Here is a 22,160-nt window from a genome sequence, read left to right as displayed (position 1 = left end):
TGATTCTAGTTGGCTGACCATCGTTGTTTCTCATGATTGGTTGCAGTGAAATATGGTTTTCTAGTATTTTTGAACGAATACTGTCGTAATACCAATTCAACAATGATGAATTAGTATTAAATATTTGTTTAAACAATTAGTTGTAGCTTTATATCGGTGTGGTTTCGTGGAAAATCTATAAGTTCGGTCATGCAACGGTTCTGATTCTAGTTGGCTGACCATCGTTGTTTCTCATGATTGGTCGTAGTGAAATGTGGTTTATTACCCTTTACCCTGCAATAGGACAGATCTTGCTTTCGTTTTGTCATGCATAAGTGTGGTGGGTTCGCCCATGGTGACTAATTTTTGCCCCTTTATAGTTTAGCTAGATTTTAAGCTGATAAATCTAGCTACTAGTTTTCGATACATTACCTAATTGTATGACGTTATCGATCTATGATCAAAAACAGCCGTATTCGTCCATCAAAGGTGTTTATAAAAAGTGTTTTTTTGTGTGTATTGTTATGCAAATCTACTGGGTGTGAGATCCTGAAAGTGGGCTTACAGAACAGAGTTGGTAGCGCAGATAGACTTCTATTTACGCTACCGTTTCATGCAAAAAACTATCGAGTTGAATATATCTTGCTCGTTCCGTTCAGTTCAGCATTGTCAAAATAAAATGATCCACTAAATTCTATACGACCATAACGGTGGTTTGAGCCTATGGAGCCACCGATAACACCTTTTTCACCTAGAAGTGTCCACACTATATCTAAGTTATTCTCATTCAACATTATTAAGAATGGCTCTTTCTTAATAAGTAAATGTGTTTTAGAGTCAGTCAAAGCCTCAGCTGCGAAACAAACAATATTTCCATCCTTATCCTCGTAACTGCTCTCGGTTTCGCTACTGATCAACCCCATCTTCTCAAAGATTAATGAACTAGGCTTAATAAAGCTCAAAGTGTCAGTTTTTGATTTATCGAATTCTTCTTCCCATAAGTAATTGATCGAAGTGACACTAACATCAGCAATCCTAGTTCCAGAATCTTGATCTGTTACCTCAGTCCAATCTGAACAGCTATAATAGTCTGATTTGAAAGACTGGAATGCTTCAGACCAATAGAATTCTCTATTAAATAATTCGTACCTATCGCTTCCTTCTGGTATCCACCTGCCCATATAATGCTGATTTTCTGCCCAAGCTTTAAAAGTGTCAAATTCTTCTGATTTGACTAAATACCCTCTGATGTGACACCAAACTTCTTTTCGAGGATGTCCCCACTTTTCATTACCTATAATTTTGGGTTCTTTCCATGACGGGTAGCTTTCTAATACCAACCACTCAGTGCCATTGTTATCTTTTACTTCAATTAAGCCATACGGATTGCTTATCGTAGAAGGATTGCTAACCCATTCTTTATAGGTACAACCCCAATCAAATACTTCTTCATTCGCCCACCACATGTCTTGATGGCTTAGCTTATTTACTCTTGTATTTCTGAGTAAGATAGTTGGATCTATGTCTCTTACATATGGTTCCCAAGGTCCTTGAAAAGGACTTTCTTTTCGTTCTGTGCCATACCCTTCAAAACGAATATAGTTATCAGAAAGCATTGCCATGTATTCATAGTAGGCAATCCATTGATATTTTTTCCCGATCCGCTCTTGGAAAGACTCTCTACGTCCTCGACCTGTCCCAATTTGTTTATCAAATTCTCCATGCTTTTCGGGATCCCATCCAAGTTCTATTACACGATTAAAAATAAGTCGCTCAGCAATTCTCAGGTCAAAGTGCTTGTCAGTATCGAGTACGTTATTATTGTGATCTAAATATGGCTCTATATCTCTTTCAAACTTAGTCAATAAGTCTTCTGACAATGATTTCTTAAACGCACCTTTGCTGGCCGAAATTTCTTCTTCACTCTTTCGGCCTACTGAGACATCCAGCCTAATAGTAGTTTCACCTAACGATATTTCTTTAGCGTTATCATCGTAAATAATAGGATCTGTAGAGTCATAGAGTTCTTTCTGCTCATCAGTTAATTTACTTTGGAAATTTTTAAAAACCTGCTTACGATCAATTGGGGATTCACCAAATTTACAACCTGACCAATTTGAGTGATTGCTATTTGTTCCAATTGTATATCTAGAGAAATCACCACCCATTATGGAGCCCCATAGAGACCAATATCCATCCTTTTTATAAAGTAACTTTAGCTCATTTTTAGTTGGTATATTTTCAGGCCATTTACTTTTGTATGGAGGCTTAGTTTTTGATAGTTCGAGATTTTCTGGTAATAATCCAAGGTATGAGACGTACTCGATAATCTCCCTAGCATAGTCTCGCAATAGAATATTTGGATATACGTCCTCTGGCTCAAACACTGTAGCAAAAACCGTTTCAGCTAATTGATTTAACTCATCATGATTTTTTGTTCGCAACGTACAGCCTAAGGCAACTGCAAACACTCTTTCCCAAATATATGGGTCGTCTATCCCATCAAACTTCTTTATTACCCTAATCAATACTGGAATTTTCTCTTCTAACAAATTAACCAAAGCTTTAGTTGAACAATCCCTCAGCTCCCTATTGCATGAGGTTAAAAACCAGCATAGTGTAGTTGCAACTAACTCGGTTGAATCATCAGATATATAGCTTTTATCTGCGTCACTCCAAGCCCAGTCAATAAGTTGTCTGAATGTAGAATCTTCATCATACTTGTGCTTCAACTCTGTCGTCCAGAAAGCATCCCGATCAGGTAAAGGGTGCTGTGATAGCCAGTCATGTAAAAAAGCAGCATTCATGGGATGCCCCTCTACACCAGAAATGGAAATCAACTTTTCCAAAAAATGGTCCAGCGTATTACGATAACTGAGAACATTCTTGTTTATATAATCTCTTAATTTTTCGAAGTCTATTGCGGCGACATCTCTCCAAACCAAGCTGTCAATAAAAGCACACACTAAATTATGGTTTTCGCTGAAATCAGGCAGTAATTCGTACAGCTCTTTTCCATATCTCTCTGGCAATTGAATAGACAAAGCCTCAACAATTCCTTGATTGTAATAAAAGTCATGTTCATCGTTGAAGTAACTTTTAAGAAGGCCACCAGTTTTAAACTCATTTTCAATATTTTCAATATCACCAAGTAAATAATTAACAGTTAAATGATCATCGAATTTTTCAAAAGAGATATAAACAACTTCATCAATAGTACCATCTTCACAGTAAACTTTATCTTTCTTGAGAACACCTTCATTTATCAATGCATTTAGAAAATTGTTATCATTTACATAATCTTGTACAACCGATTTTACTGCAATATGCGCATCTCTTAATGAAATAGTCTTATTACTATTGGCCTGTTTGACCTTAATTAATTCGTTAAGAGCGTCATTAACTAAATTGAAGTGAGGGTCATAGTTGTATTTTTTGGGGCTAGATAATGACTTATTAATACCTCCTATGTAAAAGCTATGAATTTTAGAAATGCCATTAAACCCGCGAGGAACTTTATTTAATCCATTTTTATTAAGACCCTCACAGAATAGCTTAAGAAAAAGAGGGTTTTTGAATTCTGGATTTAGATTGGGTGATGATGGTCTCTCTATGTTATAAAAATCAAAGAACATATTAATAGTTTTTTTCTCAACATCTTTAAACCCAAAGTGTTTGTGGATTTCAAAATTGTTGCGATTCAACTTCTCATAACTAATAGTTAAATCCTTATACGTCGTTCTAATTGACATTACTAATCCGATCCAATCAAAACATTTTATTTCATCAACAAAACTATTGATATTGTCTTCCCAAAAATTATTGCCATTCCCTTCATTGATTGCATCAATAAATATCAGAAACCTTTTCCCTTTTTTTTGCCCATATAAATTTAGCTTTTCAAGAAATTCAGTTGATGTGGTTTTTAGTTGTAGTCTTTTAAGAATCTGTATCCAAGGGGATTCATCAGTGGTGAGTTGCTGCCCTAATAAAAACAGGGACGGATATCCTTCTGAAACTCTTGATTCGATGACATCAGCAAGTAAGTGAGACTTACCGATTCCTGCTTCTCCTTCAAGAAGCAGAAATGGATTGTCCGATAACTTTACTGTTATAGATACTAGGAATGAATATAAAGTGTCGCACTTATAATTAAACTCCCTTAAGTCTCTCAAAGTAAATAAATGCTTATCACTAAATCTATCTCCCTCACCATCATTTTTTGACTCTTCCCTGATTTTCAAAAGTACCGACTCTGATTCAGAAATAGCATTTTGACAATTGGCAATATATTCACAAAATTTGTCTACTGGGACTTGGCTTAAGTTAGAAAAATCAATCTCTAGGTACAACGTTGTAATGTCAGCTAAGGATTTGGTGATCAAAGATAACTTTTTAGATATTTCATCACAATTTTTTAGCTTATTCCCTTTGATTAGAAAACTGTCGATATGTTTGTAAAATATATCAGAAAAATTTTTGGTTCTTCCAAGTCCGTCAAATATCTTTGAAATTTCAAGCTTTACGTTTAGTTCAGGCGTGTAACGCCCCCCCAAATCAGCTATAGCTTCTCGATTCTTCTTGTTTAACCAATCATCGCTCAGGTGAAAGGTTATTTTCTCATCTAATGATTGCAACAACAGTTTAATCTGAATGATTTCATCACTGATATCAAATATCTTTTCTTTATAGGTATCTTCAATGTGGAGATTTTTTAACGTTTTGCAGCTATTAATTTTTAGCAACAACATCCCATAAAAAATTTCAAGTTGCTCTTTGGTTGGGGGTGTGACGTTTGGGTATTCACTAAACTTGTTTAATAACTCATCTTTATTTGGCAATTCTTTAAATAAAATGTGTTCATTCAATACCTCAAACAATGGCTGAGATTGATAAAATGGAACCTTGTTATTTTCTACGGGGTATTCTTTTTCAAACTCACTGGTAGTCTCTTCAATTAGTTGATATAGCCGATTAACATAACTTTTTTTAGGAAATAATGCAGCTTTAACCCAGCCATAACCTTCTTGAGAGATGAACTGGTCAACAAGCTTTGTTGCTACATAAATTGATACCGCTGTAATTGATACGGGGTCCATGCTTAATCTATCCTTACACTTTAATATTTCTTCGAATATTCATGCCTTTTAATAAAGCATTACACCTCACCATAAAACGTATTCATAAAGTTATTAAGCTTCTCAGCAAATCTGACATAGAAGCAGGAACCCAGCTGATGCGCTTCAATTTTTTAAAGTATCCAAACCTGCAAAAACTCGAGAACGAACAAGTTATCGCTGACATCATGACTAAGTAGCCTTATTCATCAACACGTTGATTTTTATCTATTATACAGTACATGGATGAGAAAGTGCAGGTCACACTTTAAGCGGTATAGTATGATAAAATACTACTGGAAAACGCAATGGGACAGATGTACTTCAAGGGTAAATCGCGTTTTGCATGTTCAGCAAAATTTGCTGCATAAAATGAACCTGACACCAAAGTTCGAGGATGAACGTTTCTGTTCATTTTCTATCACGGATAGCACCAGATCAAACGGTGCCGTTCTGCATTTTAGGCTACTAAAAGTTATCCGAAGGATAGAAATCGCTTCTAGCTTGTAACAAGGTTTTGTCCAAAAGTGATTCAGTGGATATGAAAAGCCAGATATCCACTGAATGATTGCTCTCTGAGCCTTAAACAACAACGTGCCAGGCTATATAGCTGGCACGTATGAATAGGCTAGTGTTGGTGTTCGATCTAGTCCGTTATGATTCGCTGCATGCTGTCGTGAAGCTTATCAGTAACTTGGATTTTGTAGTCTGCCAAGTTATGCACCCTAAGGTCGGTAGGAATTCCGTTATCACGATAGACATTCAGTAACTTCCAATTACTCTTTCCACGTTCCAGTTGCACAAACGTCGATTGAGGAGCGCCTTGATAACTAGCGGCGACTTTGGTGTAGACGGTTACGCAAACCTTGAGACCTACTTGGTCTTTCTTGTATAGGATTTCATCGAGCCTAGTTTGAAGGTCTTTAAGTTTGCTATAGACCTCTTCAGGAGTCATGGTTCGTACCGATACTCGATGTTGGACTAGCTCAAGGGCTTCGATTAACCCCTTAATTTTCATGATCTTCATTTTAAGCCTCCTGATTCTGAGTTGCAGATCGGTAGTGCCTAAATTGACCTGCTATTCTTTGGGTTGTGGCTGTTGGTACACCATGAAGATTCTGAGCCTGGGCACTTAGTTCAATTACCCCTACATCGACTTCTAACTCAATGCCCATCCTGTCAGTAAGTTTCTGATAGAACTCAATTTCCCCAAGTTTAATAAATCTACTAATTAGAACAACATTTCGACCTAAGGCTAAATTTCGTTTGGTTTTTAGCTGACACCATGCATGTGCGTATCTGATAAGGCGAGGGTTGAATTGCTCAGCTTCGATTAGAACTGCATCTATGTTTGATGCATATGCTTCTTTTCCTATGGCAGGGAGGCCAGGGAGGATAGTTAACGTTTGTTTTTTCACAAGGTATTCCTTTTTAAGTATTAATTAATATGCACTCTCCTTACACCTTCATTACGAAGTGAAATTGTTTTTTATTGTTTGTTAATTGGTCAATTCATCTATGTTAGATCAGATAATTCGACTGCATTTGATGAGGAATCTATATGAGCAATAAATCTAGGTCAAGAGTTATTTTTGTTGAATGTCCTTAGTTTTCAATGATTTATTAATTACTCTGGTCGTAATCTATATCTAATCAGAAACAACAAGAGCGCGTCGAATTGCATGCTACAGCATCACTATTGTTTGTGTTGGCAGTTCTTCTGCCAACTTTGGCACATTAACTGCCAACTTTGACATATCAACTGACATTCTTGGCACATTGAGTGCCAGTTTAGACATGCACCTGTGATGGTTTTTAATTTCGATATTAACTCGCGAATGTTAATTAAAAAGCTCTAGTTGCTTGTGCTAATTGACTAGGTTGATCTAAACATTTTATTTATATATGCAAATTTGAAGTTTCTGAAAATTGGTTATAACAACCGCAAGATACGCACTGAAAAGTTCTAAGTACGGATCCGTTTGATAAATTATAGGCTTTTTTCAGTTGAATGATTTTCATGAATTTTTCTGGTTTACATGAGGTTTTTAGCTAGCTAGTGTGCTAAAAACCACTAACGAGAATCAATCCGTGTTAAATCAAAAACTAAAATCAAAACGACGTTTAATCACGTTCTCCGACTTTGTTGATCTATTCAAATTGAGTGTTCGAAACTCCCATCAAAAATCGACAAGAAATGCCGATAACTCAAAACTGAACCAGCTAAACGGATACTTCGGTGAGTACGATATCGCGGAGATAAATCATGTCGATATCATTGAGTGGATCGCTTATGTTGAAGATGAAAAACAGTATGTAAATAAAACGATCAATGAGTATTTTCGCTTACTCAGAGCGGTATTTAATATTGCCGTAAATAACGGAAATATGCCTAAATCGCCGATGACAGGCATCAGGAATAAGGTAATCAGTGAGTATGATTCAGCTCGCCCGTTCACACTGCAAGAGCTAAGAACCATAGAGAATACTCAAGCTCAATTTGAAGACGGGAAATTGCTCGCATTAACGATGGCGTATAGCGGATGTCGTCCCTCAGAGGCGATTGCGCTAAGGGTATCGGATGTGGATCTAAAGAATAATATTCTACGAGTGCGAAATGCGATGGTTTTGGAGGAGTTTAAGTGTACTAAAACTAAGGGGTCAGAACGCAAGATTCAGATCAATGAAAAATTAGGCGTTGTTCTTCGTAAGCAGCTTAGCAACGCCGAGGCTAACAAGCTGGTTACTATTGAACGTAAGGGAAGAGATGGTAAGAGCCGTAAAAAAGAGAATGGTATTTTTCTATTTACCGATCAGAACGGAAACCACTTTAAGGATGTAAAGACTTACACTCAGAAGTTTTGGACTAGGTTCATGAAGCAAGCAGACAAATTACATTTGACAACATATTGTGAATCTATCGAAGCTCGGGGTATATCGCAAATGCGCCATACGTTTGCCAGTCATGCCCTGACAGCAGGAGTGAACAAAGATTGGTTAGCGAAGACGATGGGGCACGCTGATACTGAAATGGTTGATAAGATTTACGCTGAATGGATTGTCGAAGATGGAACCGATCAAACAAAGATATTAGATCTGCATTTTAATAAGAAAACCAACAGCGCAACGAACGCTAGCTCCTTTGAGAAGGTTGCATGATGAATTGCCGTAGTTACTCAAAACCCCCATACATTGAAGACCTGTTTATCAACAATGGTGAATTCGGAATCGAGCTAAGAATATACGTTACAAGGAGTCGCTATGAACAGCATTCATTTGTTCTTTAGTATCGCTAATTTTACGTATAGCCAAGCAGATAGAAAAGCGTTAAACAACTCACTTGCACACTCTTTGCGTATCCCTTTTCAGCAAGTGAAAACGCTCGAATGGCGAAGCCAGTTGGCTCATCATAACCTTATTACATGTTACGGTAAGACGGAACAATTGGAGCAACTCAATCTTGAGGAAAGAAAAGACATTTTGATAAACCTTTTGCCTGAACCTCGTGTAGCAAACCGCGAAGTAAAGCTAAAGAAAAGAGCAGAATCGAAACGTAAACTAAAGGAAGCGATGGCATCAGAAAGAAAGCGAGCAAATAACCGTGCCGCCGATTTAATGCAGCGATGGCTCAATGTAAGCAATGGCGATGCTATTCCACCAAGCTGGTGGAGAAGCCTAAATGAAAATCCGCCGCCAATGGCGAGGCACAAGCAGCGAATGAAAATGCTCACTGAGTATTTTGATTTACATAATGAGCTATGTGGAGCTGAACCAAGATCTAATCAGGCGTATCTACAAGAGGTCGTTTTCAAAATTCCACATCGATGGAAAATTGATACGGGTGTTATTCCGTTAGAACAATACTCCGAAATGGTAACGGCGTTCTATGAGGAATATTTTCCCGATTATGATGTAACACTAGTCTTAAGTCATCATGACGAAAGGTTACTTAATACGGATACAGGTGCTCATTGTCATGTGTATGTCTCTACGCTAAATGAACAAACCAAGAAACGTGATTTACTAAAACAGCAGCGTATCGAAACAGCGAAATTTCAACGTTCGTTCGGCCCTGTGCATAGGACTGAGTTACTGCCTTTTGATGGAAACCTGCAAGGCTGGCAGGTATCTAACTCGCAATTTGAATTTGATAGGATGTTTTACTCGTTTGTGAATGCTCGCTATCTGAATAGCCTCGGTATATCGGCAGAATTTTTCCCTGAAGCTGAGCGACGTTCACAGCAGCGTAGATCCATGAATATTCAATCGACGCTACCAAAAGCACAACGCAGCTTTAACCTTGAGAGTATGGTTAAAGAAGAAGTCGCAAATGAACGAAAGGCGTTAGCTAAGATTCAGCAATTACTGTCTTCGACAGAGAATCAATTAGTGAAGAAGCAAGATGCGTTACTCATGGTGCAAATGAAACATGCTGAAGAGTTGGTTCGATTTGATATCGAGACAAAACAGAGAAACGACAAGCTATCTTTCTTGGATACCGAAATCAACGCCAACGCTCAGGAGCTTACGCAAGTTAAAGCTGCTCTGGTACTCATGAGGAGCCAGTTGGCAGAGGTCACTGCGAAAGTTAAAACAACGATAGTGGCGTTGGTTGAAGCTAGTTTTATGCGGCTAGTGATGAAAGCAAATAAGAGACCTGCATTGGTTGAAAAGTTCACCAGTATGTTTCTCGACAACCTCAATGAAAACCTACCAGGTTTTTTGCAGCCACTAGCACTTTCTGCTCAATCTCTAATGACTAGCGAGAAAGCGGAGAAAGTCTTTCGAGCTTCCATTTCAGAGAACGAACTTTCCTAACTAAAACCTGTCTTTTTTAACCATACCTAAAAGAGACAGGTTATTCATCACAAATCCCCTTTTAAAAGACAGTTTAAAATAGACACGACTTCGTAGACGGTTTAAAGTAGACAAAATGCTATTTTAGGGAAATACAAAATGATAAGAGCTTATTTAAGAGCCTCAACCGACGAGCAGGACTCCTCTCGTGCTAAGCAAGAGTTACGAGAATTTGTTAAATCCCAAAACCTACAGATTGCGTCTTTCTACCAGGAGAATATCTCTGGTACAGCAGCCGATCGCCCTGAATTAGATCGGTTGATTGAAGACTCTGAAGATGGTGATGTTCTATTGATTGAAAAAATGGATAGATTGACCCGCTTGCCATTCCAAGTATGGGAAACACTTAAAGCGCGAATTAAAGCTAAAGGCATATCAATCGTAGTTGTCGATCAACCTATGACCCATCAGTCCCTCTCCAATGCCGATGTATCAGTCTCAGCAATTCAGCAGGCGCTTACAAATTTCATGTTGGATCTAGGTGCAGCTATGGCCCGTGATGATTACGAAACACGGCAGAAGCGTGCCCAGCAAGGCATTGCGAAAGCAAAGATAGAAGGGCGCTACAAGGGCAGACCTGTGAACGCAGAAACCGCGCAAAAGTGCCGAGCGGTTAAATTGCTCGTTTCTGACGGTGAAACCGTCAGTGCTGCATGTAAAGCGCAAGGCGTAGGTAGAGCAACGTATTATAAGTACCTCACAGAAAAGTCCAAACATTAAATGAAGCTTAGTACATAGTTGGTTCATATAAATGTTAGTTATTCGTCGTTAAACCTGGTTCTAAGTTTCTCATCTCAGTTTAATTTAGTAGGTTGAAAAGCGCTTTCTGTATTTTAGGTTTAGTGGTTTAGTGGTTTAGTGGTTTAGTGGTTTAGTGGTTTAGTGGTTTAGTGGTTTAGTGGTTTAGTGGTTTAGTGTTATGATATTAGTTTATTTTAATTATTTCAGTGACAATAACACATTGACTAGACTAAAATGGAGTTGCAAGGCTTATAACTAGTTTTTGACCACGAGTAAAAACTTGATTGAAGTGTGAAGTAGTAATAGATAATACGTGTAGTTCATAAAAAAATCGTAATAATGTGATTTTTCTATATAACAACCTACAGAAGAATGCCTTTGAAATCATTGGTAATCTCCTCCTCATTCCAGTCTATATACTCGTTTAAGTTGGATATTTATTAGATTGTTATTTATTGGATGTGTCTATTTATCAAAAGAATAGACCAAAGAAGTACGAAAATTCTCTGGGCAACAATCGAACAATGAGACGTTTGATTTAAAAACTAGTTGTATATAGATGTTAATCCAATGAGTCTAGGTAGTTCATACCCTCAAGTAATCAACGCTTTAAATATGATTTCAAGTTATACAAATAAACCATATTAAGTGACGTGGAAAAATTCTGTGCTATGGTAATACCAAGTAATAGTTGGTTTTTGTGATAATTTTATTTTTAAATTGTTTATAAAATGGAGGGGGAGTGTTGGAAATATTTATTGGGCGATTTGATGATTTTAATGAGTTTAAGATTAAACGGAGTGGTAATAAGACTCGAATCACATCAAAGAATCAGGACTCTATCGAATTTCATGATTTTATTGCAATTTCCAGCAATGGTTTTGACGTTATTTATAATGGGCAGCTATACTCTTTAGAAAAATTTACATTGCTTGTCGAAGCCATGAATTTAAGGGATCTAATTGTTTTGACTAGCAAGGAAAAAATGCTTCTTGCCGAAAACGGTTTTAATGACTTTCACAATGTGTATGTTTTAGAAGAAAATTTTCCAGTATTTCCTGGTGTTAAATATCATGATGATTTAACGCGCAATTTTCATGAATTATCTCGATGCTTAATTAAAATTCGTAGTCTTGGGATTAGAGGTGTTAGTCTTGGTATTGATACCGTTACTAGAGGTATGCGTAAAGTAAATCGAAAAATACGGTGGAAAAACGAACTCGATTCTAACTTCTATTTTTCGACCTTCTCTGGGTATCAAGAAGTATTCAAGATAAAGGAAGAGTGCGATAATCGAGTCGTCATTGCCCTAGACTACAATTCTATGTTTGCGAGTTGTATGAGTGGTGATTTTTTAGATCCGAAAAAATTATCGTACAAAACATTTAATATTGAATTTGGTACAGAATCAATTAAACCTGGTTTTTATAGAGTTAGGTTGGTTAATCCTAAAACAAGTTTCATTAAAAAGTTCCATCCATTTAGATTTGTTAAATTAAAAAAATCCTACGCATTTAAAATGAAAGACGAGGATGTTTTAGAGTTGTTTTTGTTTGAAAGTGAGATTGAATATTATAGTGGTCACTTTGAAAGCGTTATAATTATCGATGGGATCATTTCGGACGATTCAATTAAGCATCCTTTAGCCAATTATTCAAATAAGTTATATAATAAAAGACTAAAAGCAAAAAAAGAAAACAATAGAACTTTAGAGTTGTTATTAAAGTTTAAATTGGCGATGCTCCACAGTTCCACAAATAAAGTATTCAAAAAGAGAAAAAACTTTGATAGCAAACTCGAACTAGTGAGGTTTGTTGAGAGAGAGTTTTGTTTTGTTCGGCCCGATGATTGCTCTATCAACACATTTCTTGATTTTCTCGCCAAGACCACCACTTTTTCTATTGAAATAAAGAGCAATGGGATATTGTTGGAGTACCCTAGTTATAATGAATCAGGGCAAATATTTAGTTTAACCGCGCGTGTATTGGCAAATGCTAGGCTTAAGATGACAAAAACTATTGAGTATCTTCTTGATTTTGAAAGTATCGAATTATGTTATGTAAATGTTGATTCTATCCATATTTCAATTCCTAAAACTCTGCAGCCTGCTTTCTTTCATTACTCTAACGCATTGATCTCTGAGGGGTTAGGTGACCTAAAAATTCAGAGCATTGCTAGCAGAGGATATTGGCTTGATGTCGGTCGCTATTGGTTGATTGATAATGGCAACGTGAAGAAATTTGCTAATGTAGGCTTCAACTCTTCGGGGTCTGACAAACCATTCGTAAGTCAAAGAAAAAAACTAATTAGGTATAAAAGTAGCGCTTTTGATTTCTGCAAGCCCTATTATGTAAACATCGAGGATTCATTTACGTTCAAGAATAGGCTCCTAAATGATGGAAAATACGAACGGTATAGTTTTGAGGAAATCAACTCATTGGAACAAATGTTTAGAAGTGAGCAGCTGGAAGCATGTAAAACTCTGCAGCGAAAAGCTAGCATTTTTTATGGACTAAGAGATATAATCGGCAGGTAGTTGGCAAGCCATCTTAAAAGATGTACTACCGATAGTGCTTCGCGCGAGAGCTACCGCTCCACTGTTAGGTCATTATGGACAGTGTTATAATGGGCTAGCTTGCCAGCCCTTACATTCTTAGTTTTACGAGTTAACTGTGATAAACACAAGCGTCAACAATAGCCGTCACATACTGAGCTAACTCAGAGTTAGTATCTATGGATTCCATTTTTTTTATACAGTCTCCAATTTTTGCATTCGTATAATAATCAAGAGTGTGGAGGTGCCTTGCTTTCCATCGACTAACATACATTTTACCACTAGGTAACGTTGATGCTTCTATTGGTTTAGACATTTCGTAAAAAAAGTCCAGTTTCGTTTTATCATTAACATCATTTTGATAGTCGATATCGTGACAAAAGAAATCATTAAGTAGTAAAGCAAGCCTGCATGCGGATAAAAGATTTCTAATTTCAATAGTGTTTTCTGGAGTCTCCAAACTATCGATTTTTAATAGAGTGCTAACTGTTTCATATATAAAATTTCGAATCTCTCCTGTACGCACATACGCACTTTCTTTATCGATATTTTTCTCAACCATTCTTACTAGCTCTTCAAGCTCGTCGTACTTAAAAGAATCTAGCTTTATACCAATAACATTGATAAAAAATTGACTAACCAAGATTTGAATTGCATTCTTTTGGTTAACTATTTCTTTATAATATAGAGGAGTTTTTTCTTTTATAAGATAATTCTTTATTATGTTATTGGTTTGTTGATTAATTAGGTACCTGATTGCATGTGATAAAATTTCATTATTACTATTGTACCTAGAAAACTTTTTATAGAGTTTTAGTCTTAATACTTGTCTAGCTATTTCATTTTTTACTGCTTCTTCTTTCCAGGCACGTTCTCGAGCCTCTTCTTGTTCTTGAGATTCAAGAGTGTCTATATTGCATGACATCCCATCGAAACCATAGTTATCACCAATGCCACTGTTTCCATAAGTCATAACATAAAATACCTTTAATCTAAACTTGATGTTTTGTAACAGAAAAATTGAATAAAACGCCCATCATATAGCAGATTACACTAAATCTACAGTGCTGTATTCGGTAAAGTATTTCTCCAGTATACATGTGTTAGTCATCAGCTATGATCATAAACTTTCAGAAGCGTAACTAGAAATGCATTGCTAAATCGAAAATTGAAGCCCCCATTGGAACAAATGATTAGAAGTGAGTAGCTAGAAGCATGTAAAACTTTGCAGCGAAAGGCTAGCATTTTTTATGGCCTAAGAGATATATTCGGAGAGTAGTTGGCAAGCCATCACAAAAAGATGGACTACCGATAGTGCTCCGCGCGAGAGCTTCGCTCCACTGTTAGGTCATTATTGACAGCGTATAATGGGCTAGCTTGTCAGCCCACATTCTTAGTTGTAATTTTATGAGTTAACCGTGATAAAAATAGGCGTTAGCAACAGCCGTCACATGTTGATCTAACTTATTGTATTATATATTTATTTTATTTTTTATTCAGTCTCCAATTTTCGCATTCGTACAATAATCAAGAGTGTGGCGATGCATTGCTTTCCATCGGCTAATATACAATTTTACTACTAGGGAACGTAGATGCTTCTATTGGCTTAAACATTCCGTTAAAAAGTTCAGTTTCGTTCTTTCATTAACATCATTTTGATAGTCGATACTGTGAAAAAAGGAATCATTAAGTAGTAAAGCTAAAAGAGAGTAGTGTCGAAATAGTGTAAGTGTTTAAGACGTTACATCACAAACTAGTCAAAATTAGGTAGTAAATGCTTATTGGTTTAGTAACATCTAATGTGAATCATTGATGGATATCTGATTTTTCTATTTTCAACGGAAAAAAAACCATTGAGTCAAAGACTTTGATTTTTATAGGTCTCAGTGTAGATAGTTTTCAAATCCCTATCCCTCCACCACCATTAGAAAGCCCGCTGAGAACTCAGCGGGCTTTTTTTCGTCTTGAGTTTGGCAAAAGAACCTTTGAATACTTCAAAGTGGAAGATTACCCGTTAGTTAAACATCGGTGTTTTGGTGTTAAGCACTAAAAAAGCAGAGCTTAATCGCTCTGCTTCGATGTTGAAATGAATATTCTTTGGGACTAGTACAATCAGTTCGCTTATTTAGCGACGTTACCTGCCACGTTTAGCGCATCCCAAGTACGTGAAAATGGGGGAGCGTAACAGAAATCCATGTAGCCTAGCTGTTGAGTGGTCATCTTCGCGGTGATAGCAACTGCTAGTGCGTTAATACGGCCAACCGCTCCTTTCTTACCTACGATCTCACCACCTAGAAGAACCTTAGTCTCTGGGTGATAAACCAACTTCACCTTGATGTCTTCTTGGCCTGGGTAGTAATCCGTTTGGTTTTTATCTGAAATTGTTGATACTTTGACATCTAAGTTGTGTTCTTTCGCCAGTAGTTCATTCACGCCAGTACACGCCAGTTCGTAATCGAGTACTTTCAAACAAGAGGACCCCAAGAAGCCCGACATGTAAGTGTCTTTTCCTGCTAGCTTATCTGCCATCATGCGTGCTTGTTTGTTGGCTGTGGTTGCTAGAGGAACATAAACGGGTTTGCCTAGTGCCATATGATGTACGACGGCACAGTCACCTACAGCATGGATGTAAGCATCTTCAGTAGCACCATATTCATTTACCAACAACGCGCCATTTGCGGCTTTTGGTAGTTCGAATGCTTCAGTGTTTGGTTTGAAGCCGAGTGACAGGATCACGACATCAGCTTCTACATTACCGTTATCGGTTTCTACGATGTAACCACCTTGCTCGGCATCGCGAATCGCAGATACGCTGCAACCGGTTTTTAGCTCTGCACCGGATTCACGAATTGCACCTTCAACTACTTCAATGATCTCTGGGCTGAACTGACGGCTCATGATGTGTTGTTCACGTTCGATAATCGTCACGTGCTTATCTAAGCCATGTGCTGCATCAAAGACTTCCAGCCCGATAAAGCCTGCACCGATGACACACACGCGTTGTTTACTATCATTTTTAAGTGCTTGTTTGACAGCTAAGCCATCTTCCATGCTTGTTAGTGTGTATACGTGTTCTGAATTGTATTCACTGAATGAGGGAACGATCGGACGAGCGCCTGTCGCAATCACCAACATATCGTAATCGATAGTGCTCTCTACGTTTTGGTGACGCACCGTAATCTGTTTTTCAGTGCGGTCGAACGACACCATTTCCGTTTCTACACGAACATCTAAACCAGATTTGATGGCTTGTTCTGGCGTACGAGAGATCATTCGCTCGGTGTCATCAAACATGCCGCCTGCAAAGTAAGGTAAGCCACAGGCTCCGAAAGAGATGTAGCTACGCTTATCTAAAACGATGACTTCGTCTGATGGTTGATTACGTTTGTATTTAGCTGCGAAACTCATACCCGCGGCGCTACCGCCTATAACAACAACTTTCATATTTACTACCTAAATAACCTGAACTCAGGAAAAACAGAAGAGCACTCAAGTGGAGTGCTCTTAATTAAGTTTGAGAATTATACTGCTGCTTCTTTTGATACTGTCGCTGTAACGTCAGCGTCGTATTGTTCAGTATCCAATGAGCCATTCTTCTTCGCTGTAAGAACGCCTGACAACATAGAGCCTGAGATGTTCAGCGCTGTACGAGCCATGTCAATTAGCGCTTCAATAGACACTAGAATCGCGACTACTGTGATGTCTAGACCCATGATGGTCAGTACCGCTACTGCTGCGAACGTTGCACCACCACCAACACCTGCGATACCGAATGAAGCAATTGCGATAACAGCTATCAGTTGTAGGATGAAGCTTAAGTCTACAGGCATGCCCATTACTTGTGCCGCCATGATTGCGAGCATAGCTGGGTAGATACCTGCACAACCGTTTTGACCGATACTGGTACCAAATGTCGCTGACATGTTTGCTGTTTCTTCGTCTACACCTAGGCGTTGAGTTTGTGTTTCAACGTTTAGTGGGATAGCTGCCATGCTTGAACGAGAACCGAAACCGAACACCAATACTGGCCAGATTTTCTTCATGAACTTAGCAGGAGAAAGACCGAACATGGACACCATGACGAAGTGGATGCCGAACATAACGCCGATTGCTACGTAGCTTGCTAGAAGGAAGCGGCCCATTTCTGCTAGTGCGAACAGGTCGTTTGTCATCATGAACGTGGTCATCAGAGCGAATACACCGTAAGGCGTTAGCTTCAGAATTTCACGTACCATTGAAAGCACCACTTCTTTTGCAGAGTTGATGAAATCAACGAAGTTTTGCACTTTCTCTGGCTTACGGTTTTTCACTTGAAGGATACAGTAACCAAGGAACATACCGAACAGTACAGTTGAAAGCGTAGAAGTACGTTGAGAACCCGTTAGCATGTCAAAGATGTTGGTTGGAATGATAGACAGAGCCATACCAGATAAGCCACTACTCGCCATTGCATCTTGTGTTGCAACCAGTGAATCACCGCGAGCTTCAATCGCACTGTTTGTGCCGATTGTGCTTACTAGCGCGTTCGCATCGATGCCAAATAGGTAAATACTTGCGATACCAACGGCTGCTGAGATTGCACAAGTGAAAAGCAGAATACCGATGATTTTTGGTGCGATACGAGATAGCGCGCCGCCGCCTTCAACGTTCATGATCGAAGAGATCATCGCCACAAACACAAGTGGGATAACGATCATTTGTAGAAGTTTGATGTAGCCTTTACCGAACACCGAAATCAGTTCAGCAAAGCCAGATGTAGCAACGTTGCCGACACCGAAAACAAGTTGAATTGCGCCACCGAACAGTAAGCCAGCAGCAAGCGCACTCAGTACGCGGAAGTTAAAACTTTTCTTTTGCTTTTTGAAGTTCGACAACAGTGCGTAGAACCCAAAGAACAGTACGCTTAATGCGATAAATGAAACGCTCATGAGAATCTCCTATGATACCCATTAATACCTAAATCGGTTATTTTTTGTATGCGATGGCTTCAACTTCAACCAGTGCGTCTTTTGGTAGTCGTGCTGCTTCAACACAAGAGCGAGCTGGTGCGTTCTCTGTACCAAACACCTCTGTGTACACTTCGTTAAAGGCAACGAAGTTTTCCATGTCAGATAGGAAGCAGGTCGTCTTCAGCACTGTGTCCAGTCCTGCATTACTCGCTTCTAATACAGCTTTTAAGTTTTCTAGAGACTGACGAGCCTGCTCTTTGATGCCGCCCTCAACAAACTGCATCGTTTCTGGAACGAGAGGTAATTGACCTGATGTATAAACCATGTCGCCGTAAGACGTACCTTGTGAGTAAGGGCCGATAGCTGCAGGTGCTTGTTCAGTGGCAATGATCTGTTTCACGATGTAACTCCTAAATTATTGGTTTTATTCTGATTTAAATTCACGGATAAACTTGTAAACCGCCTGTCGGCTGATCCCAAGTTGCTCTGATACTTGTGTAGTCGTCTCTTTTAGCTCAAATACTCCGTTATCAAATAAACAACGAATGATGGCTTTATTGCGACCTTTGGAAGAAACCGACTCGTCTTGGTCAACCTCGTTAATGGCTGAACTCAATGCTTGTTGAATCACGTCGTTTGCATTGTTGCTGAATGTCTCGCTGACAATTGCTTGCGGCACATTGCACTGAGGCATCAGTGTTTTGACGATTTCTGGGAATGGGAAAGACAAGTTCATGTTGATACACAGCATGCCGATCGGCTTTTGTTGTGGACCAGCCAATACGCAGGTAGTCGATTTCAGTAGAGATCCGTCTGCTGCATTGGTGAAGTAGCTTTTTGGAGAAACTTCGCCAGTCTTCTCGAATGCACTCCACATGCGTAAACCTAAATCGGTGATCGGTGAACCAATTTCACGCCCCGTATGATGACCATTGACGATCTTCACGACTGAGTTTTCTAAGCTTTCAAATGAATGGATGACTACTTCACAGTAGGGACCAATCAAATCGGCAATTGTGTCTGCTAAGCGGAAGTAATTGCTTAAGCATTCTCTGTCTTCATCGGTGAATCGAACTTGTTTTACATTCATGATTTCGGTTTACATTTTTGAACTCAATGACTGAAATCTACTCCTTTGGTGGTATTTCCACAATACACAGTAAACTTCTGTAAACCTGACGTAAACGTCTAAAACATCAACAAATCGTAAGTTTTAGAGCTAAATCACGAACGAAATTTGAACATGATCACTCGAAATAGGTAAATCAGGTTTAATTTCTTAAACTTCATCAAGGTTTACATATTTAAAACCAAAGGTTGCGTTATCGAATGTTTTGATGATCTAGGACAAGTTCTACATTCAGCTGAAAACACGCTTCGCAAATTATTCATCTGGTTTTCTTTAGATTGTCACTTTTGAGCGATAGGGTTAGCGGGTAGTACTGTCTTTTACTATAACTGTATTTAAATTATTCGAATTTTCTAGAAGTGTGGATTTATGAACAAAGCGGTTTGGGGTTTAGCCCTCAGTCAGACGTTGCTCTGGTGTTGTCTCTATTACGTTTTTCCGGCGATGCTTCTGCATTGGGAGCAAGTACACGACTGGAGTCGGTCTGAATTCATGTTAGGGCTGACGCTGGCGGTTGGCGTGTCTGCCATTGCGGCTTTGCCTGCTGGGCGCTTAATTGACAAAGGTTATGGCGCACTGATGATGACGGTTTCGGCAGTTATTGGTGGATTGCTTCTGTTCTTGGTTAGCTTGGTAGAACAACTTGCTTGGTTTTACTTGCTCTGGGGATTGATGGGAATCGCAATGGCGGGTTGCCTTTATGAACCTTGTTTTGCCTTTCTGATTCGTAGCTTAAAAACGAAAGCCAAGCGTGCGATCACCATGATCACCTTGCTAGCAGGCTTTGCGAGTACCATTTGCTTTCCAACAGTTCATTACTTAGCTCAGCATTACGGCCCAACGGTGACATTGCAAATTTTTTCCGGAGTCGTTTTGTTCGTCGCCGCTCCGTTACTGTTCATCAATACTAAATCGCTTGCTCGGTTTAATTTGCCTTCCAACGCCGGTGCTCTGCCACAAGTTCCTCCGACGGTCTCACAAGGTTCAAGCGATCGTTTTAGTTCTGCTTCATATCTATCTAACCCAATGTTTTGGCTGCTTGCTTGTGGTTTCTCTATGCTCGCGCTTAATCATGGTGTGGTGTTAAACCATCTATTGCCATTATTAGATGAGCGCAATGTTCCTGATGACTTAGCAATATTGGTGATCTCTTTGATAGGTCCAATGCAGGTCGCCGGGCGTGTAATGTGGTTGTTGGTTGATAAACACTGGTCGATCATGCGGATCACCGTTGCGTGCTTTATGAGTATCTGTTGCGCGACCTTGTGTTTGATTCTATCTGAGAACTTTCTGTATCTGGTGTTTGGTTTTGTGCTCCTACAAGGCTCCGCTTATGGTGTGATGAGTATTGTGAAGCCTTTAACGACTCGTGAGGTGATGGGGGAGGCTAACTTTGGTTCTTTGGCGGGCGCAATGGCGGTGCCTTATTTGCTAGCATTTGCGTTGTCGCCATACTTTGGTGCGGTTATCTGGCAGATAGGTGGTTATCAATGGGTGTTGTGGAGTATCTTTGGTAGTGCCATTGTCGGTTTTATTTCTATAGTCACCGTATCAAGGTTACATTTAGCTCGCTCTCAACCGTCTTTATCGAAAATATAGGGTTTACTGACAACGTAGATTTTTCCGACAACATAGAGCGCCGTCCATTTAGGTTTTGACTAACCTGTATTGTTATCGCTTCAAAATGAATCACTTTGAGCACTCCTTTATGGGGTGCTTTTTTGTATGTGAATTTAGCAGCTATTAGATGTGTGTATCTATTGCTTGGAGAACACCAAGACGTTGCGATGTTTATTGCGCTTTTTATTGTCAAATTACTGTGAATTACCTCCGTATATAAGTTGATATTCTCCCGCAAGTTCCTTGATTTTTTGGTATTTAAAACAGCGAGTTAAGCTTGTCTAGACAAGTTGACTAACCCCTTGAAATATTTCATTTCTGCAAATAAACCGACACGTAACTTTAATATTCAAACGTCAAAGTGGCCTTAAATCAAACAGGGACATTGACGATGAATAACATCATTGAAGTTAAGAAGGTCAACAAAACATTCGGTTCGAACAAGGCACTGAATGGCATCAATTTGACGATTACCAGTCGTAAGATGACGGCGCTACTTGGTCCGTCTGGTTCAGGTAAATCTACACTGCTTCGTCACTTAAGCGGTCTGATCATCGGAGATAAAAGCACCGACTCTCAAATTAACGTACTTGGCCAAACGGTACAGGCGAACGGTAAGGCAGACAGCAATGTTCGCGACATCCGTGCGCAAGCGGGTTACATCTTCCAACAATTCAATCTCGTTAACCGCTTATCTGTGATGACCAATGTACTGATTGGCGCACTGAGCTCTACACCTAAGTGGCGCACTCTGACGGGTATTTTTACGGTTGGACAACAGCAAGAAGCGCTTGAAGCACTGCGTCGCGTTGGTATGGAAGATTTTGCAGGCCAACGCGTTGGTAACCTATCAGGTGGCCAACAACAGCGTGTCGCAATCGCACGTGCGCTGATGCAGAAAGCCAAAATCATTTTTGCCGATGAGCCAATTGCTTCGCTTGATCCAGAATCAGCACGCATCGTGATGGAGCTGCTTACGGACATCAATCAAAAGGAAGGCATTCCTGTCATCGTAACACTCCACCAAGTCGACCACGCTCTTAAGTATTGCGAAAACATCATCGCGCTTAAAGACGGCCAAGTGTTCTACGAAGGAAAGAGTGCGGAACTGACTAAGCCTCAGCTTGAAGACCTATATCGTTCTAAAAAATCGACAAACACGCCACATATTCAACCTAACGACGTGCTCGCTGCGTCTTTTTAAGTATCAGGGA

The 22,160-nt window shown here is 39.1% G+C and carries 14 protein-coding genes; 6 read left to right on the top strand and 8 right to left on the bottom strand.

Annotated elements, in window-relative coordinates; translation table 11 throughout:
* Positions 1-602: 602 nt before the first annotated feature.
* The 3 genes from avs2 to HRQ85_RS08670 form a co-directional block, all read right to left on the bottom strand.
* Entirely contained in the window at positions 603-5,078 is a 4,476-nt protein-coding gene (gene avs2 / locus HRQ85_RS08680; protein WP_172379316.1) for an AVAST type 2 anti-phage system protein Avs2, read from the bottom strand.
* A gap of 664 nt (positions 5,079-5,742) precedes the next feature.
* Positions 5,743-6,123 carry a hypothetical protein gene (locus HRQ85_RS08675; RefSeq protein WP_172379315.1) on the bottom strand — a complete coding sequence of 127 codons (381 nt, stop codon included), beginning with the start codon at positions 6,121-6,123 and terminating at the stop codon, positions 5,743-5,745.
* A 1-nt stretch (position 6,124) separates the two neighbouring features.
* On the bottom strand, positions 6,125-6,514 hold the full coding sequence (locus HRQ85_RS08670; RefSeq protein ID WP_172379314.1) for a hypothetical protein: 390 nt from the start codon (positions 6,512-6,514) through the stop codon (positions 6,125-6,127).
* Between the two features lie 673 nt (positions 6,515-7,187).
* On the opposite strand from HRQ85_RS08670, the gene HRQ85_RS08665 reads away from it, so the two are divergent.
* The 4 genes from HRQ85_RS08665 (at position 7,188) to HRQ85_RS08650 (ending at position 13,230) form a co-directional block, all read left to right on the top strand.
* A complete protein-coding gene (locus HRQ85_RS08665; RefSeq protein ID WP_172379313.1) occupies positions 7,188-8,255 on the top strand; it encodes a tyrosine-type recombinase/integrase in 1,068 nt (355 codons plus the stop codon).
* 102 nt (positions 8,256-8,357) lie between these two features.
* The gene (locus HRQ85_RS08660; protein WP_172379312.1) at positions 8,358-9,914 is read left to right on the top strand and encodes a hypothetical protein; all 1,557 of its coding nucleotides are present in this window, start codon (positions 8,358-8,360) and stop codon (positions 9,912-9,914) included.
* A 138-nt stretch (positions 9,915-10,052) separates the two neighbouring features.
* A complete protein-coding gene (locus HRQ85_RS08655) occupies positions 10,053-10,673 on the top strand; it encodes a recombinase family protein (RefSeq protein WP_172379311.1) in 621 nt (206 codons plus the stop codon).
* 763 nt (positions 10,674-11,436) lie between these two features.
* Positions 11,437-13,230: a hypothetical protein gene (locus HRQ85_RS08650; protein ID WP_172379310.1), complete on the top strand. Its 1,794-nt coding sequence runs from the start codon at positions 11,437-11,439 to the stop codon at positions 13,228-13,230.
* Positions 13,231-13,360: 130 nt separating this feature from the next.
* Here the strand turns inward: HRQ85_RS08650 and HRQ85_RS08645 are convergent, their stop codons facing one another.
* From HRQ85_RS08645 to HRQ85_RS08625, 5 genes are all read right to left on the bottom strand, one after another.
* Positions 13,361-14,221, bottom strand: a complete 861-nt coding sequence (locus HRQ85_RS08645; RefSeq protein ID WP_172379309.1) for a hypothetical protein — start codon at positions 14,219-14,221, stop codon at positions 13,361-13,363.
* A 1,148-nt stretch (positions 14,222-15,369) separates the two neighbouring features.
* Positions 15,370-16,692: a CoA-disulfide reductase gene (locus HRQ85_RS08640; protein WP_172379308.1), complete on the bottom strand. Its 1,323-nt coding sequence runs from the start codon at positions 16,690-16,692 to the stop codon at positions 15,370-15,372.
* Positions 16,693-16,769: 77 nt separating this feature from the next.
* Positions 16,770-18,176: a cation:dicarboxylate symporter family transporter gene (locus HRQ85_RS08635; RefSeq protein WP_017102501.1), complete on the bottom strand. Its 1,407-nt coding sequence runs from the start codon at positions 18,174-18,176 to the stop codon at positions 16,770-16,772.
* Positions 18,177-18,213: 37 nt separating this feature from the next.
* The gene (locus tag HRQ85_RS08630; protein ID WP_017111552.1) at positions 18,214-18,597 is read right to left on the bottom strand and encodes a RidA family protein; all 384 of its coding nucleotides are present in this window, start codon (positions 18,595-18,597) and stop codon (positions 18,214-18,216) included.
* Positions 18,598-18,621: 24 nt separating this feature from the next.
* Positions 18,622-19,287, bottom strand: coding sequence for a helix-turn-helix transcriptional regulator (locus HRQ85_RS08625; RefSeq protein WP_065676814.1), 666 nt, complete (start codon positions 19,285-19,287; stop codon positions 18,622-18,624).
* Between the two features lie 408 nt (positions 19,288-19,695).
* On the opposite strand from HRQ85_RS08625, the gene HRQ85_RS08620 reads away from it, so the two are divergent.
* Together HRQ85_RS08620 and phnC are read left to right on the top strand one after the other, a co-directional pair.
* Positions 19,696-20,925, top strand: a complete 1,230-nt coding sequence (locus HRQ85_RS08620; RefSeq protein ID WP_172379307.1) for an MFS transporter — start codon at positions 19,696-19,698, stop codon at positions 20,923-20,925.
* 412 nt (positions 20,926-21,337) lie between these two features.
* Entirely contained in the window at positions 21,338-22,150 is an 813-nt protein-coding gene (gene phnC, locus HRQ85_RS08615) for a phosphonate ABC transporter ATP-binding protein (RefSeq protein WP_172379306.1), read from the top strand.
* Positions 22,151-22,160: the final 10 nt, after the last annotated feature.

The organism is Vibrio sp. Vb339, assembly GCF_902751245.1.
Classification (GTDB): Bacteria; Pseudomonadota; Gammaproteobacteria; order Enterobacterales; family Vibrionaceae; genus Vibrio; species Vibrio coralliirubri.
The sequence above is the reverse complement of the archived record's forward strand: the minus strand, read 5'-3'. Positions and strand labels throughout refer to the sequence as shown.

What these genes read in the sequence shown, in the direction of transcription:
- HRQ85_RS08675 (WP_172379315.1), bottom strand. Translation starts at nt 6,123, where the DNA reads ATGAAGATCATGAAAATTAAGGGGTTAATCGAAGCCCTTGAGCTAGTC.
- avs2 (WP_172379316.1), bottom strand. Translation starts at nt 5,078, where the DNA reads ATGGACCCCGTATCAATTACAGCGGTATCAATTTATGTAGCAACAAAG.
- HRQ85_RS08660 (WP_172379312.1), top strand. Translation starts at nt 8,358, where the DNA reads ATGAACAGCATTCATTTGTTCTTTAGTATCGCTAATTTTACGTATAGC.
- HRQ85_RS08635 (WP_017102501.1), bottom strand. Translation starts at nt 18,176, where the DNA reads ATGAGCGTTTCATTTATCGCATTAAGCGTACTGTTCTTTGGGTTCTAC.
- HRQ85_RS08625 (WP_065676814.1), bottom strand. Translation starts at nt 19,287, where the DNA reads ATGAATGTAAAACAAGTTCGATTCACCGATGAAGACAGAGAATGCTTA.
- HRQ85_RS08655 (WP_172379311.1), top strand. Translation starts at nt 10,053, where the DNA reads ATGATAAGAGCTTATTTAAGAGCCTCAACCGACGAGCAGGACTCCTCT.
- HRQ85_RS08640 (WP_172379308.1), bottom strand. Translation starts at nt 16,692, where the DNA reads ATGAAAGTTGTTGTTATAGGCGGTAGCGCCGCGGGTATGAGTTTCGCA.
- HRQ85_RS08620 (WP_172379307.1), top strand. Translation starts at nt 19,696, where the DNA reads ATGAACAAAGCGGTTTGGGGTTTAGCCCTCAGTCAGACGTTGCTCTGG.
- HRQ85_RS08645 (WP_172379309.1), bottom strand. Translation starts at nt 14,221, where the DNA reads ATGACTTATGGAAACAGTGGCATTGGTGATAACTATGGTTTCGATGGG.
- phnC (WP_172379306.1), top strand. Translation starts at nt 21,338, where the DNA reads ATGAATAACATCATTGAAGTTAAGAAGGTCAACAAAACATTCGGTTCG.